The organism is Streptomyces sp. NPDC028928, assembly GCF_055564915.1.
The window spans coordinates 23,672-40,527 of the sequence record NZ_JBVHVI010000024.1; the positions used below are offsets into that span (position 1 = coordinate 23,672).

Below are 16,856 nucleotides of genomic sequence, written 5' to 3' on the forward strand. Positions count from 1 at the left end.
CTCCCGTGCGGGAAACAGACGCGCCCGGGATGCGCGGGGCGCCATCATGCCGCCGCCGCGCCTCCCGGGGCGTGACTACTTCGCGTCGGAGTCGCCGTCGGTCTTCTTCGGCTCGTCCTCCGCCTTCGCCTCGGCGGCACCGGCCGCGTCGGTGTCCTCGGCGGCGTCCTTCTTACCGAGGTCGATCTTGTCGTCGGAGGCGGCGGCAGCGGCGGCGGATCCGTCGGTCTCGTCGGTCTCGGTGAGGGAGGAGGCGTCGTCCGGGACGATGTCGGCGTCGGACTTCAGGTCGTGCTCGATGCCGTGGACGATGCGGTTGTACTCGTCGTCGGAGAGGACGGCGCCGATGGCGTTCTTGGCGAAGAGGAGCTCGACGCCCGGTCCGGCGTCGAGGAGGACCGTGTCCTCGTTGACCTCCTTGACCGTCGCGTACATACCCCCGATCGTGCGGACACCGGAGCCGGGCTGCATCTCGTTCCGCATCTGGGCGGCCTGCTGCTGCTTCTTCTTGGCCGAACGCGTCATCAGGAACATCGCCGCGATGAGCACGATGAACGGGAGAAGGGTATAGGCATTCACGGGACGGAATTTCCTTCGCGCGACCGCGCGGGTGAGCGGCCAGTTGGATGGGGGTGTGGTCGGCGCCGCCCGCAAGGGCGGCATCGGCGGAGTCTAAGCGAGTCCGCTCTCATGGAACAACGCTCAGCATGGCACCTGGGTTCCTGCCCGTGCCATTGCCCTCGCCGGGCGGCTGCCATCACGCCCCGAACAGGTCCTGTTGTCCGTTTCCCGTGGCGTGCGAGCGCGGCGGGGTGAGGCCGAGATGCGCCCATGCGGCGGGTGTGGCGACCCGGCCGCGCGGGGTGCGGGCGAGCAGACCCTCGCGGACCAGGAAGGGTTCGGCGACCTCCTCCACGGTCTCCCGCTCCTCCCCCACCGCGACGGCCAGGGTGGACAGGCCGACCGGTCCGCCGCCGAACAGCTTCAGCAGGGCCTGCAGGACCGCGCGGTCGAGCCGGTCGAGGCCGCGCGCGTCGACCTCGTACACCGCGAGGGCGGCGGCCGCGATGTCGCGGGTGATCACCCCGTCCGCCTTGACCTGCGCGTAGTCGCGGACGCGGCGCAGCAGGCGGTTGGCGATACGGGGCGTGCCCCGGGAGCGGCCGGCGATCTCGGCGGCGCCGTCCGGATCGATCCCGACGTCCAGCAGGTGTGCCGAGCGGTGGACGACCCGCTCCAGCTCGTGCGGCTCGTAGAACTCCATGTGCGCGGTGAAGCCGAAGCGGTCCCGCAGCGGCGGCGGCAGCAGGCCGGCGCGCGTGGTGGCGCCGACCAGGGTGAACGGCGGCAGCTCCAGCGGGATCGCGGTGGCACCGGGGCCCTTGCCGACGATGACGTCGACGCGGAAGTCCTCCATCGCCATGTACAGCATCTCCTCGGCGGGCCGGGACATGCGGTGGATCTCGTCCAGGAAGAGGACCTCGCCCTCCTGGAGGGAGGAGAGGATCGCGGCGAGGTCGCCGGCGTGCTGGATGGCGGGGCCCGAGGTGATGCGGATGGGAGCGCCCATCTCGGCGGCGATGATCATCGACAGGGTGGTCTTGCCGAGGCCGGGCGCGCCGGAGAGCAGCACATGGTCGGCGGTGGCCCCGCGCGCGCGGGCGGCGCGCAGGACGAGGTCGAGCTGTTCGCGGACCTTTTCCTGGCCGATGAACTCGCCGAGGTCCTTGGGGCGCAGGGCGGCCTCGACGGCCTGGTCCTCCCGGTCGGCGACAGAGTCCACCAGCCGCTCGGCGGCGGGGGTGTCGGTCGGGTCGTCCCAGTTCACGAAGATCTCCTAGCGGGGTGGCGCAGGTCAGCGGGCTCGGTTCAGGGTCTGCAGGGCGGCCTTGAGCAGCTGTCCGACCTGGGGCGTGCCGCCCGCGGCCTCGGCCTGCGGGGCCACGGCGGTCACCGCCTCGTCGGCCTCGCGGGTGGCGTAGCCGAGGCCGATCAGGGCCGCGTGCAGCTGGTCGCGCCAGCCCTGGCTGACCGGCGCGCCGACGGCGGGGGCGCCGACCGGCTCGCCGAGCCGGTCCTTCAGCTCCAGCAGCAGCTTCTGGGCGCCCTTCTTGCCGATGCCGGGGACGGCGGTGAGGGCCTTCTCGTCCCCGGTGGCGACCGCGCGGCGCAGCGCGTCCGGCGTGTGCACGGCGAGCATCGCCTGCGCCAGGCGCGGTCCGACGCCGCTGGCGGTCTGCAGCAGCTCGAAGACCTGGCGTTCGTCGTCGTCCGCGAAGCCGTACAGGGTGAGCGAGTCCTCGCGGACGACGAGGGAGGTGTGCAGCTTGGCCGGCTGGCCGATGCGGAGCGTCGACAGCGTGTCGGGCGTGCACTGGACGGCCATGCCGACGCCGCCGACCTCGACGACCGCTGCGTCGGGGGCGAGCGCGGCGACCGTGCCGCTGACGAAGGCGATCATGCCGTACGGCCTTTCGTTGCGTGGACTGCATGCCGGGCGACGGCCTGCTGGAGTCGGTTCTGGGCGGGGGCCCGCCAGATGTGGCAGATGGCGAGCGCGAGGGCGTCGGCGGCGTCGGCCGGCTTGGGTGGGGCGGCGAGCCGGAGCAGCCGGGTCACCATGGCCCCGACCTGCGCCTTGTCGGCGCGCCCGCTGCCGGTGACGGCGGCCTTGACCTCGCTGGGGGTGTGCAGGGCGACGGGGATGCCGCGCCGGGCGGCGCACAGCATGGCTACGGCGCTGGCCTGGGCGGTGCCCATGACCGTACGGACGTTGTGCTGGCTGAAGACGCGCTCCACGGCGACGAACTCGGGCCGGTGGTCGTCCAGCCACTGCTCGATGCCCTGCTCCACGGCGAGCAGCCGGTGGCTGAGGTCGGCGTCCGCCGGGGTTCGTACGACACCGACGCCGAGCATGGTGAGCGGGCGACCCGCGACTCCCTCGACCACGCCGACGCCGCACCGCGTCAGGCCGGGGTCCACCCCCAGTACGCGCACGCGCCCCTCCCTTCGATGACCTGTTCGTGCAGGCTATCGGGTGCCACTGACAACGCGACGGGCCGACGGGGTGTGTCCCGTCGGCCCGGTCGGTCAGCCGTGCGCGTTACGCGTCGACCTTCTCCATGATCTCGTCGCTCACGTCGAAGTTGGCGAAGACGTTCTGCACGTCGTCGCTGTCCTCCAGCGCGTCGATGAGCTTGAAGATCTTCTTGGCGCCCTCTTCGTCCAGCTCGACCTGCATGGTCGGCACGAAGTTGGCCTCGGCCGACTCGTAGTCGATGCCGGCGTCCTGCAGGGCGGTGCGGACGGCGACGAGGTCGGTCGGCTCGCTGAGGACCTCGAAGGTCTCGCCGAGGTCGTTGACTTCCTCGGCACCGGCGTCCAGGACGGCGCCGAGCACGTCGTCCTCGGTCAGCTCACCCTTGGGGACGATCACCACGCCCTTGCGGTTGAACAGGTACGACACCGAGCCCGGGTCGGCCATGGAGCCGCCGTTGCGGGTCATGGCGACGCGGACCTCGGAGGCGGCACGGTTGCGGTTGTCGGTGAGGCACTCGATGAGCACCGCGACACCGTTGGGGCCGTAGCCCTCGTACATGATCGTCTCGTAGTCGGCGCCGCCGGCCTCCAGGCCCGCGCCGCGCTTGACCGCGGAGTCGATGTTCTTGTTCGGGACCGACGACTTCTTCGCCTTCTGGATGGCGTCGTACAGCGTCGGGTTGCCCTCCGGGTCGGCACCGCCCATACGGGCCGCGACCTCGATGTTCTTGATCAGCTTCGCGAAGAGCTTGCCGCGCTTGGCGTCGATCACGGCCTTCTTGTGCTTCGTCGTGGCCCATTTAGAGTGGCCGGACATCTGCCTGTCTCCTTCGCGTAACCCATCCTGTACGAACGCCCCCTGGTCGAGAGGCCGGGGGGACCCCCGGAGATCCTACAAGGACTCCGGTGCCCGGTCGGCGCGCACCATGTCGACGAAGAGCGAGTGCACGCGGTGGTCGCCGGTCAGTTCCGGGTGGAACGAGGTGGCGAGCGCGTTGCCCTGGCGTACGGCGACGATGTGGCCGTCGTGCTCGGCGAGCACCTCGGCCCCGCCGCCCACGGACTCCACCCAGGGCGCGCGGATGAAGACGCCCTCCACAGGATCGCCCGGGACACCCTTCACGTCGACCGCGGCCTCGAACGACTCGTTCTGCCGCCCGAAGGCGTTGCGACGCACGATCATGTCGATACCGCCGACGGTCTCCTGGCCCGAGCGCGGGTCGAGGATCTTGTCGGCGAGCATGATCATGCCGGCGCAGGTGCCGTAGACGGGCATGCCGTCCCGCACGCGCGCGCGGAGCGGCTCCATCAGGCCGAACAGGACGGCCAGCTTGGAGATGGTGGTGGACTCGCCGCCGGGCAGGACGAGACCGTCGACCTCGGCGAGTTCCTCGGGGCGCCGCACCGGCCTGGCCACGGCGTCGGCCGCGGCCAGGGCGATGAGGTGCTCCCGTACGTCGCCCTGGAGGGCCAGGACGCCTATGACAGGAGTGTTCATGGGGTGTCGTTACCTGTGTGGGTTACCAGCCGCGGTTCGCGTAGCGCTCGGACTCGGGGAGGGTGTCGCAGTTGATGCCGACCATGGCCTCGCCCAGGTTGCGGGACGCGTCCGCGATGATCTTCGGGTCGTCGTAGAAGGTGGTGGCCTTCACGATGGCGGCGGCGCGCTTGGCGGGGTCGCCGGACTTGAAGATGCCGGAGCCGACGAAGACGCCCTCGGCGCCGAGCTGACGCATCAGGGCGGCGTCGGCCGGGGTGGCCACGCCACCGGCGGAGAACAGCACGACCGGGAGCTTGCCCAGCTCGGCGACCTCCTTGACCAGCTCGTACGGGGCGCGCAGCTCCTTGGCGGCGGCGTACAGCTCGTGGTTGTCGTAGCCGCGCAGGCGGGCGATCTCGTTCTTGATCTGGCGCAGGTGGCGGACGGCCTCGACCACGTTGCCGGTGCCGGCCTCACCCTTGGAGCGGATCATCGCGGCGCCCTCGGCGATGCGGCGCAGGGCCTCGCCCAGGTTGGTCGCACCACAGACGAAGGGGGTGGTGAAGGCCCACTTGTCGGAGTGGTTGACCTCGTCGGCCGGGGTGAGCACCTCGGACTCGTCGATGTAGTCGACGCCGAGGGACTGCAGCACCTGGGCCTCGACGAAGTGGCCGATGCGGGACTTGGCCATGACCGGGATCGAGACGGCGTCGATGATGCCCTCGATCATGTCCGGGTCGGACATGCGGGCCACGCCGCCGTCCTTGCGGATGTCGGCCGGGACCCGCTCCAGGGCCATGACGGCGACGGCGCCCGCGTCCTCGGCGATCTTCGCCTGCTCCGGCGTGACGACGTCCATGATCACGCCGCCCTTGAGCTGCTCGGCCATGCCGCGCTTCACGCGGGCGGTACCGGTCTCGGGAGCCTGGTTCTCGATGGTGGACACGGGTGACCTCACTGATGGGAAAGAGGGTTTCTGCACCGACGAGGAAACGCGAGTGGACCAGGCCACAGCAAGGGCCAATGGCAAGCCGGTGGATCCTTTTGGGTCAGCGATCCTCGTCGTGGGACACCGGCGGGATGGACATCAAGGTCTTGAAGTGGCCCTTGGGGTGGCCCTCGCCGACGAGCTGACCCTCGGCCTCGACCCAGGCGTGGGCGGCGAAGGGGTGGGTGCGCACGCCGGTGCACCAGGTGGGCCAGGCACCGCGCACCCGGCAGAGGAGGGCGGTGGCGATCGAGCGTTGCAGACAGCCCTGTCCGGCACAGCGCAGGCTGACGGACACGACCGCCTCGCGGGCCGAGAGCGCCTGGGCGACCGTGGCCGGTGCCGCACCGCGGCGGGCGAATTCCAGGACCTTGCGCAGTCGGGCGGGTTTGACCCTGGCCAGCAGCCGGGCGACGCCCACGACCAGGAGGGGGACCACACGGCGGTGAGGGGGGAGCCTGCGCCGTTCGGCCAGTACGACGGACATGCTCACGCGATCACCAGCTTCGCGCCGCTCAGGCGCTCGATCACGGCGGTCACGTCGCGCTCGGCCTGCTGGAGGCCGATGCCGTACCGGTCCGCGAGTTCGGCGGCGATGCCGGCGGCCTCCTGCCCGTCCAGCAGACCCTGGAGCACGCAGGCGCCGGTTTTGTTCAACTGCCAGTACCGTCCGGTGCGTTCGTTGAGCAGTACCGTGCCGTCGTCGGTGGCGGTGCTGATCACGTCAGGATGAAGACGCACGGGAGTCGAACCTCCAAGCAGGGGTGGGTCGGGTGGCGGCGCGCAGCCAGGTCTCGCAGCCGATCAGGGGTTCCAGCGCGATGCTCGTGGCGTTGTCCGACTGGGGCGCCAGCAGCCGGGCGCGCAGTTCGCCGGGGTCGATCAGTCCGTGGGCGGCCAGGGCCGAGTCCTCGAACAGCTCCAGGATCCGGGCCATGTTGTGGCGGAGTCCCCGGTTGGCCTCGTCGCTGAACTCGCCCTTGGTGGAGCGGACCAGCACGGCCTCCGGCACGATGCCGCGCATCGCCTCGGCCAGCAGCGGCTTGTATCGCCAGGGCCCGGCGTGTTCGTGCACCCGGACCGACAGGACGGCCTCGACCACGCGGTCGTCGAAGAACGGCGAGTCGAGCTGCACACCGGCGTCGGCGAACACCCGGGCGAGCAACCGGTACCAGGGGGCACTGGTGCGCATCGCGAGGAGCAGCTGGTGCTGGGCCAGATCGGTGGAGAGCGGCCGCACGGTGCTCGCGGTGTGCCGCAGGGCCTCGCGGGTCGCCTCGATCGCCGCGTCGGTGGCCCACGCCGGCGCCCGCATCGGCCACACGCCCCACCCGAAGACGGGCCGGCGTCGTGGCGGGGGCGGGGCGGTGAGCCCGTCGGCCTGGGCCCGCCACCAGGCGGCCTCGTCACCGGGGCGCGCCAGCGCGGCGAGGGTGGGCAGCACGGGCCAGCGTTTCAGGGCGGCGTAGCCCCGCACGTGCCGCAGGGCGGTCAGCGGGCGGCGCCGGAGCAGTCCGTGCAGGTAGCCGGGGAACGGTGAGAACAGCTCGTCCCCGCCGTGTCCGGCGAGGTGCCGGCGCGAGCCCGCGTCGGCGAGCAGCCGCGCCGTGTACCGGGTGCGCGCGATGGTGCGGACGAAGGGATAGGCCTCCTCCGGGTCCACCGGGCGGTCCGCGTCGGTGAACAGCCGCGGGAGTTCACCGGGGGGTACGACGAGATGCTCGGCGCGGTCCAGGAGGCCGATGGCGTGGGCGGCGAAGGCGGCGTCGTCGTTGCCGGCCTCGGCCTCACCCCACCGGAAGGTCACCAGGTCGGGCACGCGGCGCGCGGCGAGGAAACACAGCGACGTCGAGTCCATGCCGCCGGACAGGTCCGAGCTGAGCCTGCCACGGTCCGGGGCGCGCTCGTCCAGGGCGGCGGCAAGGGCCTCCCGGACGGCTTCGGCACCCGCCGCCAGGGACAGTTCCGGAGCCGGCGGCCGCCACCATCTCACCTCGCGCACCCGGTCGCGCTCCCACACCAGGCAGTGGTCCGGCGCCGGCGCGGAGATCCCTGACCACAACGGCCGGTCGGCCAGCGGGGGCGGCAGGAATCCTCCTGTGGCCACGCGGAGGGCCAGCGCCGTTTCGTCGATCCCGGCACCGGTCATCGCCGCGAGCACATCGGCCCGGTCGGCGGCCACGTCCACCTGGTGCAGCCGGGCGTGGAAGACCCGGCGCAGTCCGGTCACGCTGCCCTGGAAGCGGACCTGTCCGTCGACGGACGCCACGACATGGCAGGAACCGGGCAGGGCCGCCGCCAGCGCGTCCACGTCGGACACCCTGCGGACCTTGGCGGCGAGTTCGGTGAGCCGGGAGGCGGTGACCGGGCAGACCCCGATCACCGCCAGGCGCACCGGGCCCGCGGTGACCACGGTGATGTCACCGGATGACCACCGGCCCACCAGCCACGGCCGCCCCGAGGCGTGCGAGAACTCCTGCGGCGCCTGCCAGGGGACGGCCGCGCGAGCCTCGCCCGCGGCCGCCGTGTCCGGCAGGACCACGAACCCGGTGCTACTCATTCGCTCAGCTCTCCGAGAACCGGCAAGAGGATCAGAAGCCGCCCGAGTAGTGGCCGAAGATGTCCTTGCCCCAGCCGATGAAGCCCAGGGTGTCCTCGTTGAACTCTCCGACCTCCACCACGGTCGGCGGCTCGTACGGCTCGGAGTTCGAGATCTCGATGTTCTCGTTCATAACGCCCTCCTCAGTCACGGAAAGCAGCCGGTCAGCTACTCCTCGAATCGTACATTTGACCGAAGGGCATGATCAATCCGATTTCCACTCACGTCACAGGGGTCCCTCAGCTCGACCACAGACACCGGCAGGACCGCCGATGGCCTGCGGAAATGATCATGGAGGGTCCAGGGGAATCGTTCGCTCCGCCGAGGTGCGGGTGGCTTGAAATCGAGGCTCAGGTCCTCGAACGGTCCGTCAACGCGGCCGGCGGCTCGTCGTCCATCTCGAACGCCAGCGGGAAGGGGGCGTGGCCGGCCAGCCGGAACCAGCGGACCTTGCGGTGCTCGCGGAGCCTGCGGGCGGCGCCCACGGCGTCATTGTGGAAGCGGCGGGCCATCGGCACCCTGCGGACCGCCTCGGCCAGCTCACCGGCCGCCTCCTCGCCGCCCGGGGCCTCGCGCACGACCTCCACCTGGGCCGGGTCCCCGAAGACCGCCCGCAGCGCCTGGCTCAGTTCGCTCTCGGCGACCTCCCGGTGCTCCTCCGCGGCCTGCCGGGCCGCGTGCGCGGCCTCGTACAGCACGATCGACGCGGCCGGGTCCAGCACGCCCGAGGTCGCCAGTTCCTGCGCCACGGAGGCCCGCCGCAGCAGCTGCGCGTCGAGCGCGGCCCGCGCGGCGTCCATCCGCACGTGCAGCCGGTCCAGCCGCCCGGCCGTCCAGCTGAGGTACACGCCGATGGCGACGAGTGCGACAAGGATCCAGATGAGGGTTGCGGTCACGGCGGAAGGCTATCGGCTGCGTGTCGGCGCCCCACGGCTCAGCCCCACTCGGCGGAGCGCTTCGGCGGAACCCGGACGACCCCCGCGGCAACCCCCCGCCGGCGCCCCCGCGTCAGTCCCGTGCCAGCCCGAACCGCGCCCGCAGGCCCGTCGTCCGTTCGTCCGCGGCGACCGCTGCCGCGCCGGCCGTGACCGTCTCGTAGACGGACAGGATGTCCGCGCCGACCGTGGACCAGTCGAAGCGCCGTACATGGGTGCTGCCGCGCTCGCGGAGCCGGGTACGGCGGGCGGGGTCCTCAAGGAGCCGTACGGCCGCCTCGGCCAGCGCGTCGGCGTTCTCGTTGGCGAAGACCTCGCCGGCCTCGCCCTGGTCGAGGACCTGCACGAACGCGTCCAGGTCGGAGGCGAGCACGGGGGCGCCCGCGGACATCGCCTCGACCAGGATGATGCCGAAGCTCTCGCCGCCGGTGTTGGGCGCGACGTACAGGTCGACGCTGCGCAGCAGGCGCGCCTTGTCCTCGTCGCTGATCATGCCGAGGAACTCCACCCGCGAGCGCAGCTCGGCCGGCAGCTGCTCGACGGCCGCCTCCTCGTCGCCGCGGCCCGCGACCAGCAGGCGGGTCTGCGGCCGGGCGGCGAGGATCTTCGGCAGGGCCTGCATCAGCACCGGCAGCCCCTTGCGCGGCTCGTCGATCCGGCCGATGAAGCCGATGGTGTCGCCCTGCCACTCAGGGTTGGGGCCGGCCTTGGCGAAGAAGTCCACGTCGACGCCGTTGGGGATGACCACCGCGTCCCCGCCGAGGTGCTCGACCAGCGTCCGGCGGGCGTACTCGCTGACCGCGATCCGCGCGCTGATCTTCTCCAGGGCGGCCTGCAGGATCGCGTACGCGGCGATCATCGCGCGCGAGCGCGGGTTGGAGGTGTGGAACGTCGCCACGATCGGACCGGACGCCGCCCAGCAGGTCAGCAGGCCCAGGGACGGTGACGTCGGCTCGTGGATGTGGACCACGTCGAACTTGCCCTCGTGCAGCCAGCGCCGCACCCGCGCGGCCGACAGGAAGCCGAAGTTCAGGCGGGCCACCGAGCCGTTGTACGGCACCGGGACCGCGCGGCCGGCCGAGACGACGTACGGCGGCAGCGGGGTGTCGTCGTCGGCCGGGGCGAGGACGGAGACCTCGTGGCCGAGCCGGAGGAAGTACTCGGCGAGGTCGCGGATGTGGAACTGGACGCCACCGGGCACGTCCCAGGAGTACGGGCAGACGATCCCGATTCTCACGAGGGTCCCTTCGCGGGGTCGAGGTCGGCGAGCCACAGCCGCTGGAGCATGTGCCAGTCCTCCGGGTGCTCGGCGATCCCGGAGGCGTAGGCGTCGGCCAGGGCCTGTGTCATGACGGACGTCTTCTCGGCCCGCGTACCTGACTCGGGGACGTCGACCGGCGGATGCACCCGGCCCTTCATGACCGGCGTTTCGTCGTACCAGAGGGTGACGGGCAGCAGCAGCGCGCCGGTCTGCTGGGCGAGCAGCGCGGGGCCGGCGGGCATCCGGGCCGTCTCGCCGAAGAAGTCGACCTCGACGCCGGAGGCGGACAGGTCGCGGTCGGCGACCAGGCAGACCAGGCCGCCGTCGCGCAGCCTGCGGGCCAGGGTGCCGAAGGCGGAACCACCGCTGTGCGGCAGGACCTCCATGCCGAGACCCTCGCGGTAGGCGACGAAGCGGTCGTACAGCGTCTCCGGCTTCAGGCGTTCGGCGACCGTCGTGAACGGCGTCTGGAGCTCGGTGGTGACCCAGGCGCCGGCCAGGTCCCAGTTGGCCAGGTGCGGCAGCGCGAGGATCACGCCCCGGCCGGAGGCGAGCCCGTCGGTCAGATGGTGGACGTCCTTGGGGTCGAAGCCCGTCCGCACACGCTCGGCGCTCCAGGCCGGCAGCCGGAACGACTCCATCCAGTAGCGCAGGTACGAGCGCATGCCGGCGCGGGACAGCTCGGCGAGCCGCTCGGGAGTGGCATCGGGCACCACGCGCGCGTAGTTGGCCTCCAGGCGCTGTACGCCCTTGCCGCGCTGCTTCCAGGCGAGGTCGGCGATGGTCCGGCCGAGGCGCACCGCGACCGGCTCGGGCAGCTTCTTGACGGTGCTCCAGCCGAGGCCGTACAGCGCGTCGGTGAGGCGGTCGGCGGCGCTCACTGTGCCGCCTCGCTCGCGCCCGCCCGCGCCGCCGCCTCCGCCTCGGCGGACTCGCGTCGGACGGTGACGACCCGCTGGATCAGCGTCACCAGGCTGCCCACGGCGACGATCCACAGCGCGATCGGCAGCAGCCACTGGATGCCCGGCACACCGAATGTGTGCAGACCCGCGAAACCGGCCGCGACCAGCGAGATCACCAGCCGCTCGGCGCGCTCGACGAGCCCGTTCACGGCGACCGGCAGCCCGATCGACTCGCCGCGCGCCTTGGTGTACGACACCACCTGCCCGCTGGCCAGGCAGAAGATCGACACCGCGCACAGCACGTTGTCGTCGCCCCGGCCCGCGTACCAGAGCGCGAAACCGCCGAAGATCGCGCCGTCGGCGACCCGGTCCAGGGTGGAGTCCAGGAACGCGCCCCAGCGGCTGGAGCGGCCCAGCTGGCGGGCCATGTTGCCGTCGACCAGGTCGGAGAAGACGAAGAGGGTGATCACGACCGTGCCCCAGAAGAACTCGCCCCGGGGGTAGAAGACCAGCGCGCCCGCGACCACACCGGCCGTGCCGATGAGCGTGACCGTGTCGGGGCTCACGCCCCGGCGGATGAGAAACGCGGCGAACGGTGTGAGGACACGCGTGAAGAATGCACGCGCGTACTTGTTCAGCATGGCCTTCCCGACGGTCGGTGTCGCCGCGGCCCCTGGTGGCCTCCGGCTGGCCCATCGTAGCCACGCGCGTGCGTGCGTGACGGGCGGGCACCCGCAGCCGCGCCGGGAACCGGCGCGCGCCCCCGCGCGCGGGGCGGGCGTGACGCGAACGGTGTCCGGTGCGCACCCTTCGTAGTCCTTCGTATGGACGCAACGTGACGGGAGTGGAAAGCTCGAATAACCGCGGGCGTCGCCGGAGCCGCCTGAGCACGCGGGTCCCGCGTGTCCGCGCCCACAGTGACCTCACCGTGCACGGGAGGCAGGATCATGGGCGACAAGGCACAGACACACCACCCCGGGGCCGCCGGCAGGGCTCTGGCGGCCGACCAACCCGCGTCCGTACGGAATGTGGTGCTGGTCGGCCACTCCGGATCGGGGAAGACGACCCTCGTAGAAGCCCTCGCGCTGACCGCGGGGGCGGTGAACCGGGCGGGCCGCGTCGAGGACGGCGCCACCGTCTCCGACTACGACGACATCGAGCACCGGCAGCAGCGCTCCGTACAGCTCTCCCTCGTGCCGGTCGAATGGGACGGCATCAAGATCAACCTCCTGGACACCCCCGGCTACGCCGACTTCGTCGGTGAGCTGCGGGCCGGTCTGCGCGCCGCCGACGCGGCCCTGTTCGTCGTCTCGGCCTCGGACGGCGTCGACGGCTCCACCCGCATGGTGTGGGAGGAGTGCGCAGCCGTCGGCATGCCCCGCGCGATCGTGATCACCCACCTGGAGGCCGCGCGCGCCGACTTCGAGGAGATGACCCGCACCTGCGCGGAGGCCTTCGGCGGCGACGACCCCGACGCCGTCCTGCCCCTGTACCTGCCGCTGCGCGGACCCGAGGGTCCCGACGGGCACGCGCCCGTGACCGGGCTGATCGGACTGCTGTCGCAGAAGCTGTTCGACTACTCGACCGGGGAGCGCAAGGAGTCCGAGCCCGGCGAGGACCAGCTGCCGGACATCGAGGAGGCCCGCAACCGGCTCATCGAGGGGATCATCGCCGAGAGCGAGGACGAGACCCTCATGGACCGCTACCTGGGCGGCGAGCAGGTCGAGGTCAAGACGCTGATCGAGGACCTGGAACGGGCCGTGGCACGCGGGTCCTTCTTCCCCGTGCTGGCCGCCGCCCCCGCCGCCGAGGGCTCCAAGCAGGGCCTCGGCACCATCGAGCTGCTGGAACTGATCACCCGCGGCTTCCCCACCCCCTTCGAGCACCCGCTCCCCGGGGTCACCACCATCAACGGCAAGCCGCGCGAGCTGAAGCCGTGCGACACGGCCGGCCCGCTGGTCGCCGAGGTCGTCAAGACCTCCTCCGACCCCTACGTCGGCCGGCTCTCCCTGGTCCGCGTCTTCTCCGGCACCCTCCGCCCCGACCAGACCGTGCACGTCTCCGGGCACGGCCTCGCCGACCGCGGACACGAGGACCACGACGTCGACGAGAAGATCGGCGCCCTGTCCATGCCCTTCGGCAAACAGCAGCGCCCGGTCACCCACGCCGTCGCCGGCGACCTGGTCTGCGTGGCCAAGCTCGGCCGCGCCGAGACCGGCGACACCCTCTCCGCCAAGGACGACCCGCTCCTGATGGAGCCCTGGCAGATGCCCGACCCGCTGCTGCCGCTCGCCATCCAGGCACACAGCAAGGCCGACGAGGACAAACTCTCCCAGGGCCTCGCCCGGCTGGTCGCCGAGGACCCGACCATGCGCCTGGAGCAGAACCAGGACACCCACCAGGTCGTCCTGTGGTGCCTGGGCGAGGCCCACGCCGACGTCGCCCTGGAACGGCTGCGCAGCCGCTACGGCGTCCAGGTCGACGTCGTCCCGCACAAGGTCTCCCTCCGGGAGACGTTCGCGACCAGGGCCACCGGGCGCGGCCGGCACGTCAAACAGTCCGGCGGCCACGGCCAGTACGCCATCTGCGAGATCGAGGTCGAACCGCTGCCGGGCGGCTCCGGCATCGAGTTCGTGGACAAGGTGGTCGGCGGCGCGGTGCCCCGCCAGTTCATCCCGTCCGTCGAGAAGGGCGTACGGGCCCAGGCCGCCAAGGGCGTCGCCGCCGGCTACCCCCTGGTCGACGTGCGGATCACGCTGCTGGACGGCAAGGCACACTCGGTGGACTCCTCCGACGCCGCCTTCCAGACCGCGGGCGCCCTCGCCCTGCGCGAGGCCGCGGCCGACGCGAGGATCCATCTGCTGGAGCCGGTCGCCGAGGTGAGCGTCCTGGTCGGCGACGACTACGTGGGCCCCGTGATGAGCGACCTGTCCAGCCGCCGCGGCCGGCTGCTCGGCACCGAACAGGTCGGCACCGGACGGACGTTGATCCGCGCCGAGGTACCCGAGTTCGAGATCGGCCGGTACGCCGTCGACCTGCGTTCGATCTCGCACGGCACCGCCCGCTTCGACCGGAGCTACGCCCGGCACGAGCCGATGCCGCCGCAGATCGCCGAACGCGTCCGCGAACAGGCCGGGGACGACGCGTAGCGCGCCGGCGCACAACTCGGCGCACAGGCGGGCGGCTTCGGCCGTCCGCCCACGCGTGTCAGTGCCGGCGGATACGCTGATCACCAGATCACGTCGTGCCGCGACCGTCCGGCGAACCGGCCGGTACCGGCACGGCGACCGGTCCAACAGGTGTGCGCAGCAGGGAAGTCGGGAAGGCCGCAGGAACGGCACCGGCGGCGATAGGGGCGGGAATGTCGTTTGGAACGGAGTGGGACGGGCCCCAGGTACCCGTCTCGGGCGACGAGGGGCAGGCGGCGACCTCCGCGCTGGCCTCCGCGGCGTACCGGGACAGCCCGATCGAGGAGATCAAGAAGGCCGACAACGAATGGCACCAGTCGACCGTCAAGGCCGGCCGGATCAAGCTGTTCCGGCCCAATCTCGGCGAGGCGTTCTCCCGGGCCCTCGTCGACCGGATGCTCGCGCCCGGCCGCAAGCCGCTCATCCAGTCCTTCGGCTCCGAACCGCAGTTCGTCGTCGAGCACGCCCTGGCCGCCAACAACATCCGCCGGGAGCGCGACAACCGGCTGACCGCCATCACCGTCGTCTGCGGCCTGCTCTTCCTGCCCGGGATGCTCGGCTGGCTGCTCGTCTTCCAGCTGCGCACCCTCGTCGCCCGACGCGACGACAAACGGGCCGGCGCCCTGGCCACGGCGCTCCTCCTGGGCGTCGGCGTCCTCGCCGCGCTGTTCCTGCTCAAGATGCCGTTCACCGGCTTCTGGGCGTGGTACGCCCGCGCGGCCGTCGTCGTCCCCGTGCTCGGCTGGTTCTGGGCCAAGCAGATCTGCGAACGCACCGCCAAGGACCTCAGAGCCCGCTGGGAGGGCCTGCTCTCCGGCACCAGCGTCGGGGCCAAGGTCCCCGAGGCCGTCCCGCGCGGCCCCAACCAGACCGCCGCCGAGGCGCTGCGCCAGTCCCTGGCCCGGCTGACCGCCGAGCAGCAGTCGAACTCCGTCTTCTACGCCGGCCCCAAGGGCATACTCGGCATGGGCACCCGCTGGGGCGCCTGGCAGCTCGCCGAGGACCTCGTCCCCGCCGACCCCGGCCGGGAGATCCACCCCTTCCGCAGCTGGGACGTCATACGCGCGATCCACGACCAGCTCACTCTCCTGGAGCGCGGCCCGCTCAACACCGGCGGCTTCCCCAAGCCGTCGATACGGCACTGGATCGTCACCCCGATCGGCGAGAAGGCCACGGCGGTGTCCCGGCCCGAGGGCACCGACGTCGAGGCCTTCCAGGTCAAACCGCACGCCATACAGGAGATCTGCAACAAGCAGCAGTTCGGCAGCGGCGACCGGCACTACCTGGGCGTGCAGTGGACCCTCTGGGACGGACAGCTGGTCATCACCATGCTGATCACCGTCACCGTGCTGCACGAGACCCTGCGCATCGAGGTCACCGGGCACGCCCTGGGGCCGGTGAACCCGCTGTTCACCAGCAAGCCGGAGGCGCCGACCAAGGAGGTCGCGAAGTCCTTCAAGCCCTGGGAGAACCGCACGATCAAGCTGCCGCTGGTCAACACCGACGAGGTGGTACGGCTCGCCGTGCGCGCCCCGCTGACCTGGTACCCGCCGCTGCTGAACTGGCTCGGCGGCTCGCTCGGCCTGCCCGAGCCGTTCGGCCTGCGGCACGCCTGGGCCGACCAGCCGTGGCGCCACCGCTTCATGGCCGACGACGCGCTGCGCGCGGCCACACCGGTGCTGCGTGTGGTGCACTCCGCCGCGATCAGGGTCCTGGAGGAGAACGGTGTGAACACGGAGAAGTTCGGCGCCCGCTCGGCGTTCCTCAGCGGCAACGTCCAGGACCCGATGCCGAAGAAGGCCGATCTGTACGACGCGTGAGAGGGGTGCCCTCGGCAGAGGGCACCCGCGGGCCTACGCCGGCCAGGCCTCCGCCAGCATCTTGCGGGTGTCCGCCAGCAGCTGCGGCAGCACCCGGGTGTGGCCCACGACCGGCATGAAGTTCGTGTCGCCGCCCCAGCGCGGCACGATGTGCTGGTGCAGATGGGCCGCGATGCCGGCACCCGCGACCGCGCCCTGGTTCATGCCGATGTTGAACCCCTGCGCCCCGGACGCGGTCCGCAGCGCGGTCATCGCCTGCTTGGTCAGCTCCCCCAGCTCGGCGGTCTCCGGCCCGGTCAGGTCCGTGTAGTCGGCCACGTGCCGGTAGGGCACGGTCATCAGATGGCCACCGTTGTACGGGTACAGGTTGAGCACGGCGTACACGTGCTCACCGCGACGGACGATCAGCCCGTCCTCGTCCGACTTGGCCGGGATCGAGCAGAACGGGCAGCCGTCGTCGGCCCCCGGGCCGGTCGGCTTGTTCTCGCCCTGGATGTACGCCATCCGGTGGGGGGTCCACAGGCGCTGGAACGCGTCCTGCGTCCCCACTCCGATCTGCTGCTCCGGCTCACTCGTCATGCTAGGCAGCATATGGCTTCACCCCTTCCCGGCGTGTCGCCGGGGCTGCCCGCCGACACTCTCCG

18 protein-coding genes are annotated in these 16,856 nt (G+C 71.7%); 2 read left to right on the forward strand and 16 right to left on the reverse strand.

The window, feature by feature from the left end; translation table 11 throughout:
* Positions 1–75 precede the first annotated feature (75 nt).
* The 15 genes from yajC to pgsA form a co-directional block, all read right to left on the reverse strand.
* Positions 76–579 (reverse strand): preprotein translocase subunit YajC, encoded by a 504-nt coding sequence (yajC, locus tag ACZ4U1_RS38140; RefSeq protein ID WP_467908768.1) that lies wholly within the window; start codon positions 577–579, stop codon positions 76–78.
* Positions 580–757: 178 nt separating this feature from the next.
* A complete protein-coding gene (gene ruvB / locus ACZ4U1_RS38145) occupies positions 758–1,828 on the reverse strand; it encodes a Holliday junction branch migration DNA helicase RuvB (protein ID WP_467908769.1) in 1,071 nt (356 codons plus the stop codon).
* Positions 1,829–1,855: 27 nt separating this feature from the next.
* The gene (gene ruvA / locus ACZ4U1_RS38150; protein ID WP_467908770.1) at positions 1,856–2,461 is read right to left on the reverse strand and encodes a Holliday junction branch migration protein RuvA; all 606 of its coding nucleotides are present in this window, start codon (positions 2,459–2,461) and stop codon (positions 1,856–1,858) included.
* Positions 2,458–2,997 carry a crossover junction endodeoxyribonuclease RuvC gene (gene ruvC, locus ACZ4U1_RS38155; protein WP_467908771.1) on the reverse strand — a complete coding sequence of 180 codons (540 nt, stop codon included), beginning with the start codon at positions 2,995–2,997 and terminating at the stop codon, positions 2,458–2,460. The genes ruvA and ruvC overlap by 4 nt, the downstream gene beginning before the upstream one ends.
* 106 nt (positions 2,998–3,103) lie before the next feature.
* Positions 3,104–3,856 carry a YebC/PmpR family DNA-binding transcriptional regulator gene (locus tag ACZ4U1_RS38160; protein WP_189996273.1) on the reverse strand — a complete coding sequence of 251 codons (753 nt, stop codon included), beginning with the start codon at positions 3,854–3,856 and terminating at the stop codon, positions 3,104–3,106.
* Between the two features lie 75 nt (positions 3,857–3,931).
* Entirely contained in the window at positions 3,932–4,537 is a 606-nt protein-coding gene (gene pdxT, locus ACZ4U1_RS38165; RefSeq protein ID WP_467908772.1) for a pyridoxal 5'-phosphate synthase glutaminase subunit PdxT, read from the reverse strand.
* 22 nt (positions 4,538–4,559) lie between these two features.
* Positions 4,560–5,465, reverse strand: a complete 906-nt coding sequence (pdxS, locus tag ACZ4U1_RS38170) for a pyridoxal 5'-phosphate synthase lyase subunit PdxS (RefSeq protein ID WP_467908773.1) — start codon at positions 5,463–5,465, stop codon at positions 4,560–4,562.
* A gap of 103 nt (positions 5,466–5,568) precedes the next feature.
* Positions 5,569–6,000: a lasso peptide biosynthesis B2 protein gene (locus ACZ4U1_RS38175; protein ID WP_467908774.1), complete on the reverse strand. Its 432-nt coding sequence runs from the start codon at positions 5,998–6,000 to the stop codon at positions 5,569–5,571.
* Positions 5,997–6,230: a lasso peptide biosynthesis PqqD family chaperone gene (locus ACZ4U1_RS38180; protein WP_467908775.1), complete on the reverse strand. Its 234-nt coding sequence runs from the start codon at positions 6,228–6,230 to the stop codon at positions 5,997–5,999. Before ACZ4U1_RS38180 ends, ACZ4U1_RS38175 begins: the two co-directional genes overlap by 4 nt.
* A 1-nt stretch (position 6,231) precedes the next feature.
* Positions 6,232–8,067, reverse strand: a complete 1,836-nt coding sequence (locus ACZ4U1_RS38185; protein ID WP_467908776.1) for a lasso peptide isopeptide bond-forming cyclase — start codon at positions 8,065–8,067, stop codon at positions 6,232–6,234.
* Between the two features lie 31 nt (positions 8,068–8,098).
* Positions 8,099–8,239, reverse strand: a complete 141-nt coding sequence (locus ACZ4U1_RS38190; RefSeq protein ID WP_107117974.1) for a lasso RiPP family leader peptide-containing protein — start codon at positions 8,237–8,239, stop codon at positions 8,099–8,101.
* Between the two features lie 217 nt (positions 8,240–8,456).
* Entirely contained in the window at positions 8,457–9,002 is a 546-nt protein-coding gene (locus ACZ4U1_RS38195; protein WP_467908777.1) for a hypothetical protein, read from the reverse strand.
* A 112-nt stretch (positions 9,003–9,114) separates the two neighbouring features.
* On the reverse strand, positions 9,115–10,278 hold the full coding sequence (locus ACZ4U1_RS38200; RefSeq protein WP_467908778.1) for a glycosyltransferase family 4 protein: 1,164 nt from the start codon (positions 10,276–10,278) through the stop codon (positions 9,115–9,117).
* Positions 10,275–11,183 carry a phosphatidylinositol mannoside acyltransferase gene (locus ACZ4U1_RS38205; RefSeq protein WP_467908779.1) on the reverse strand — a complete coding sequence of 303 codons (909 nt, stop codon included), beginning with the start codon at positions 11,181–11,183 and terminating at the stop codon, positions 10,275–10,277. The genes ACZ4U1_RS38200 and ACZ4U1_RS38205 overlap by 4 nt, the downstream gene beginning before the upstream one ends.
* The gene (gene pgsA, locus ACZ4U1_RS38210) at positions 11,180–11,845 is read right to left on the reverse strand and encodes a phosphatidylinositol phosphate synthase (RefSeq protein ID WP_467908780.1); all 666 of its coding nucleotides are present in this window, start codon (positions 11,843–11,845) and stop codon (positions 11,180–11,182) included. The genes ACZ4U1_RS38205 and pgsA overlap by 4 nt, the downstream gene beginning before the upstream one ends.
* Before the next feature lie 306 nt (positions 11,846–12,151).
* Between pgsA and ACZ4U1_RS38215 the strand changes: the two genes are divergently transcribed.
* Together ACZ4U1_RS38215 and ACZ4U1_RS38220 are read left to right on the forward strand one after the other, a co-directional pair.
* Entirely contained in the window at positions 12,152–14,353 is a 2,202-nt protein-coding gene (locus tag ACZ4U1_RS38215; protein WP_467908781.1) for an elongation factor G-like protein EF-G2, read from the forward strand.
* Positions 14,354–14,565: 212 nt separating this feature from the next.
* Positions 14,566–16,212, forward strand: a complete 1,647-nt coding sequence (locus ACZ4U1_RS38220) for a hypothetical protein (protein ID WP_467908782.1) — start codon at positions 14,566–14,568, stop codon at positions 16,210–16,212.
* A 33-nt stretch (positions 16,213–16,245) separates the two neighbouring features.
* Here the strand turns inward: ACZ4U1_RS38220 and ACZ4U1_RS38225 are convergent, their stop codons facing one another.
* A complete protein-coding gene (locus ACZ4U1_RS38225; RefSeq protein ID WP_189300454.1) occupies positions 16,246–16,803 on the reverse strand; it encodes an HIT family protein in 558 nt (185 codons plus the stop codon).
* Positions 16,804–16,856 lie beyond the last annotated feature (53 nt).

Excerpts from the sequence above, each read along its gene's own strand:
- ruvA (WP_467908770.1), bottom strand. The coding sequence starts at position 2,461 with ATGATCGCCTTCGTCAGCGGCACGGTCGCCGCGCTCGCCCCCGACGCA.
- ACZ4U1_RS38185 (WP_467908776.1), bottom strand. The coding sequence starts at position 8,067 with ATGAGTAGCACCGGGTTCGTGGTCCTGCCGGACACGGCGGCCGCGGGC.
- ACZ4U1_RS38225 (WP_189300454.1), bottom strand. The coding sequence starts at position 16,803 with ATGCTGCCTAGCATGACGAGTGAGCCGGAGCAGCAGATCGGAGTGGGG.
- ACZ4U1_RS38190 (WP_107117974.1), bottom strand. The coding sequence starts at position 8,239 with ATGAACGAGAACATCGAGATCTCGAACTCCGAGCCGTACGAGCCGCCG.
- ACZ4U1_RS38215 (WP_467908781.1), top strand. The coding sequence starts at position 12,152 with ATGGGCGACAAGGCACAGACACACCACCCCGGGGCCGCCGGCAGGGCT.
- ACZ4U1_RS38160 (WP_189996273.1), bottom strand. The coding sequence starts at position 3,856 with ATGTCCGGCCACTCTAAATGGGCCACGACGAAGCACAAGAAGGCCGTG.
- ACZ4U1_RS38220 (WP_467908782.1), top strand. The coding sequence starts at position 14,566 with ATGTCGTTTGGAACGGAGTGGGACGGGCCCCAGGTACCCGTCTCGGGC.
- pgsA (WP_467908780.1), bottom strand. The coding sequence starts at position 11,845 with ATGCTGAACAAGTACGCGCGTGCATTCTTCACGCGTGTCCTCACACCG.
- pdxT (WP_467908772.1), bottom strand. The coding sequence starts at position 4,537 with ATGAACACTCCTGTCATAGGCGTCCTGGCCCTCCAGGGCGACGTACGG.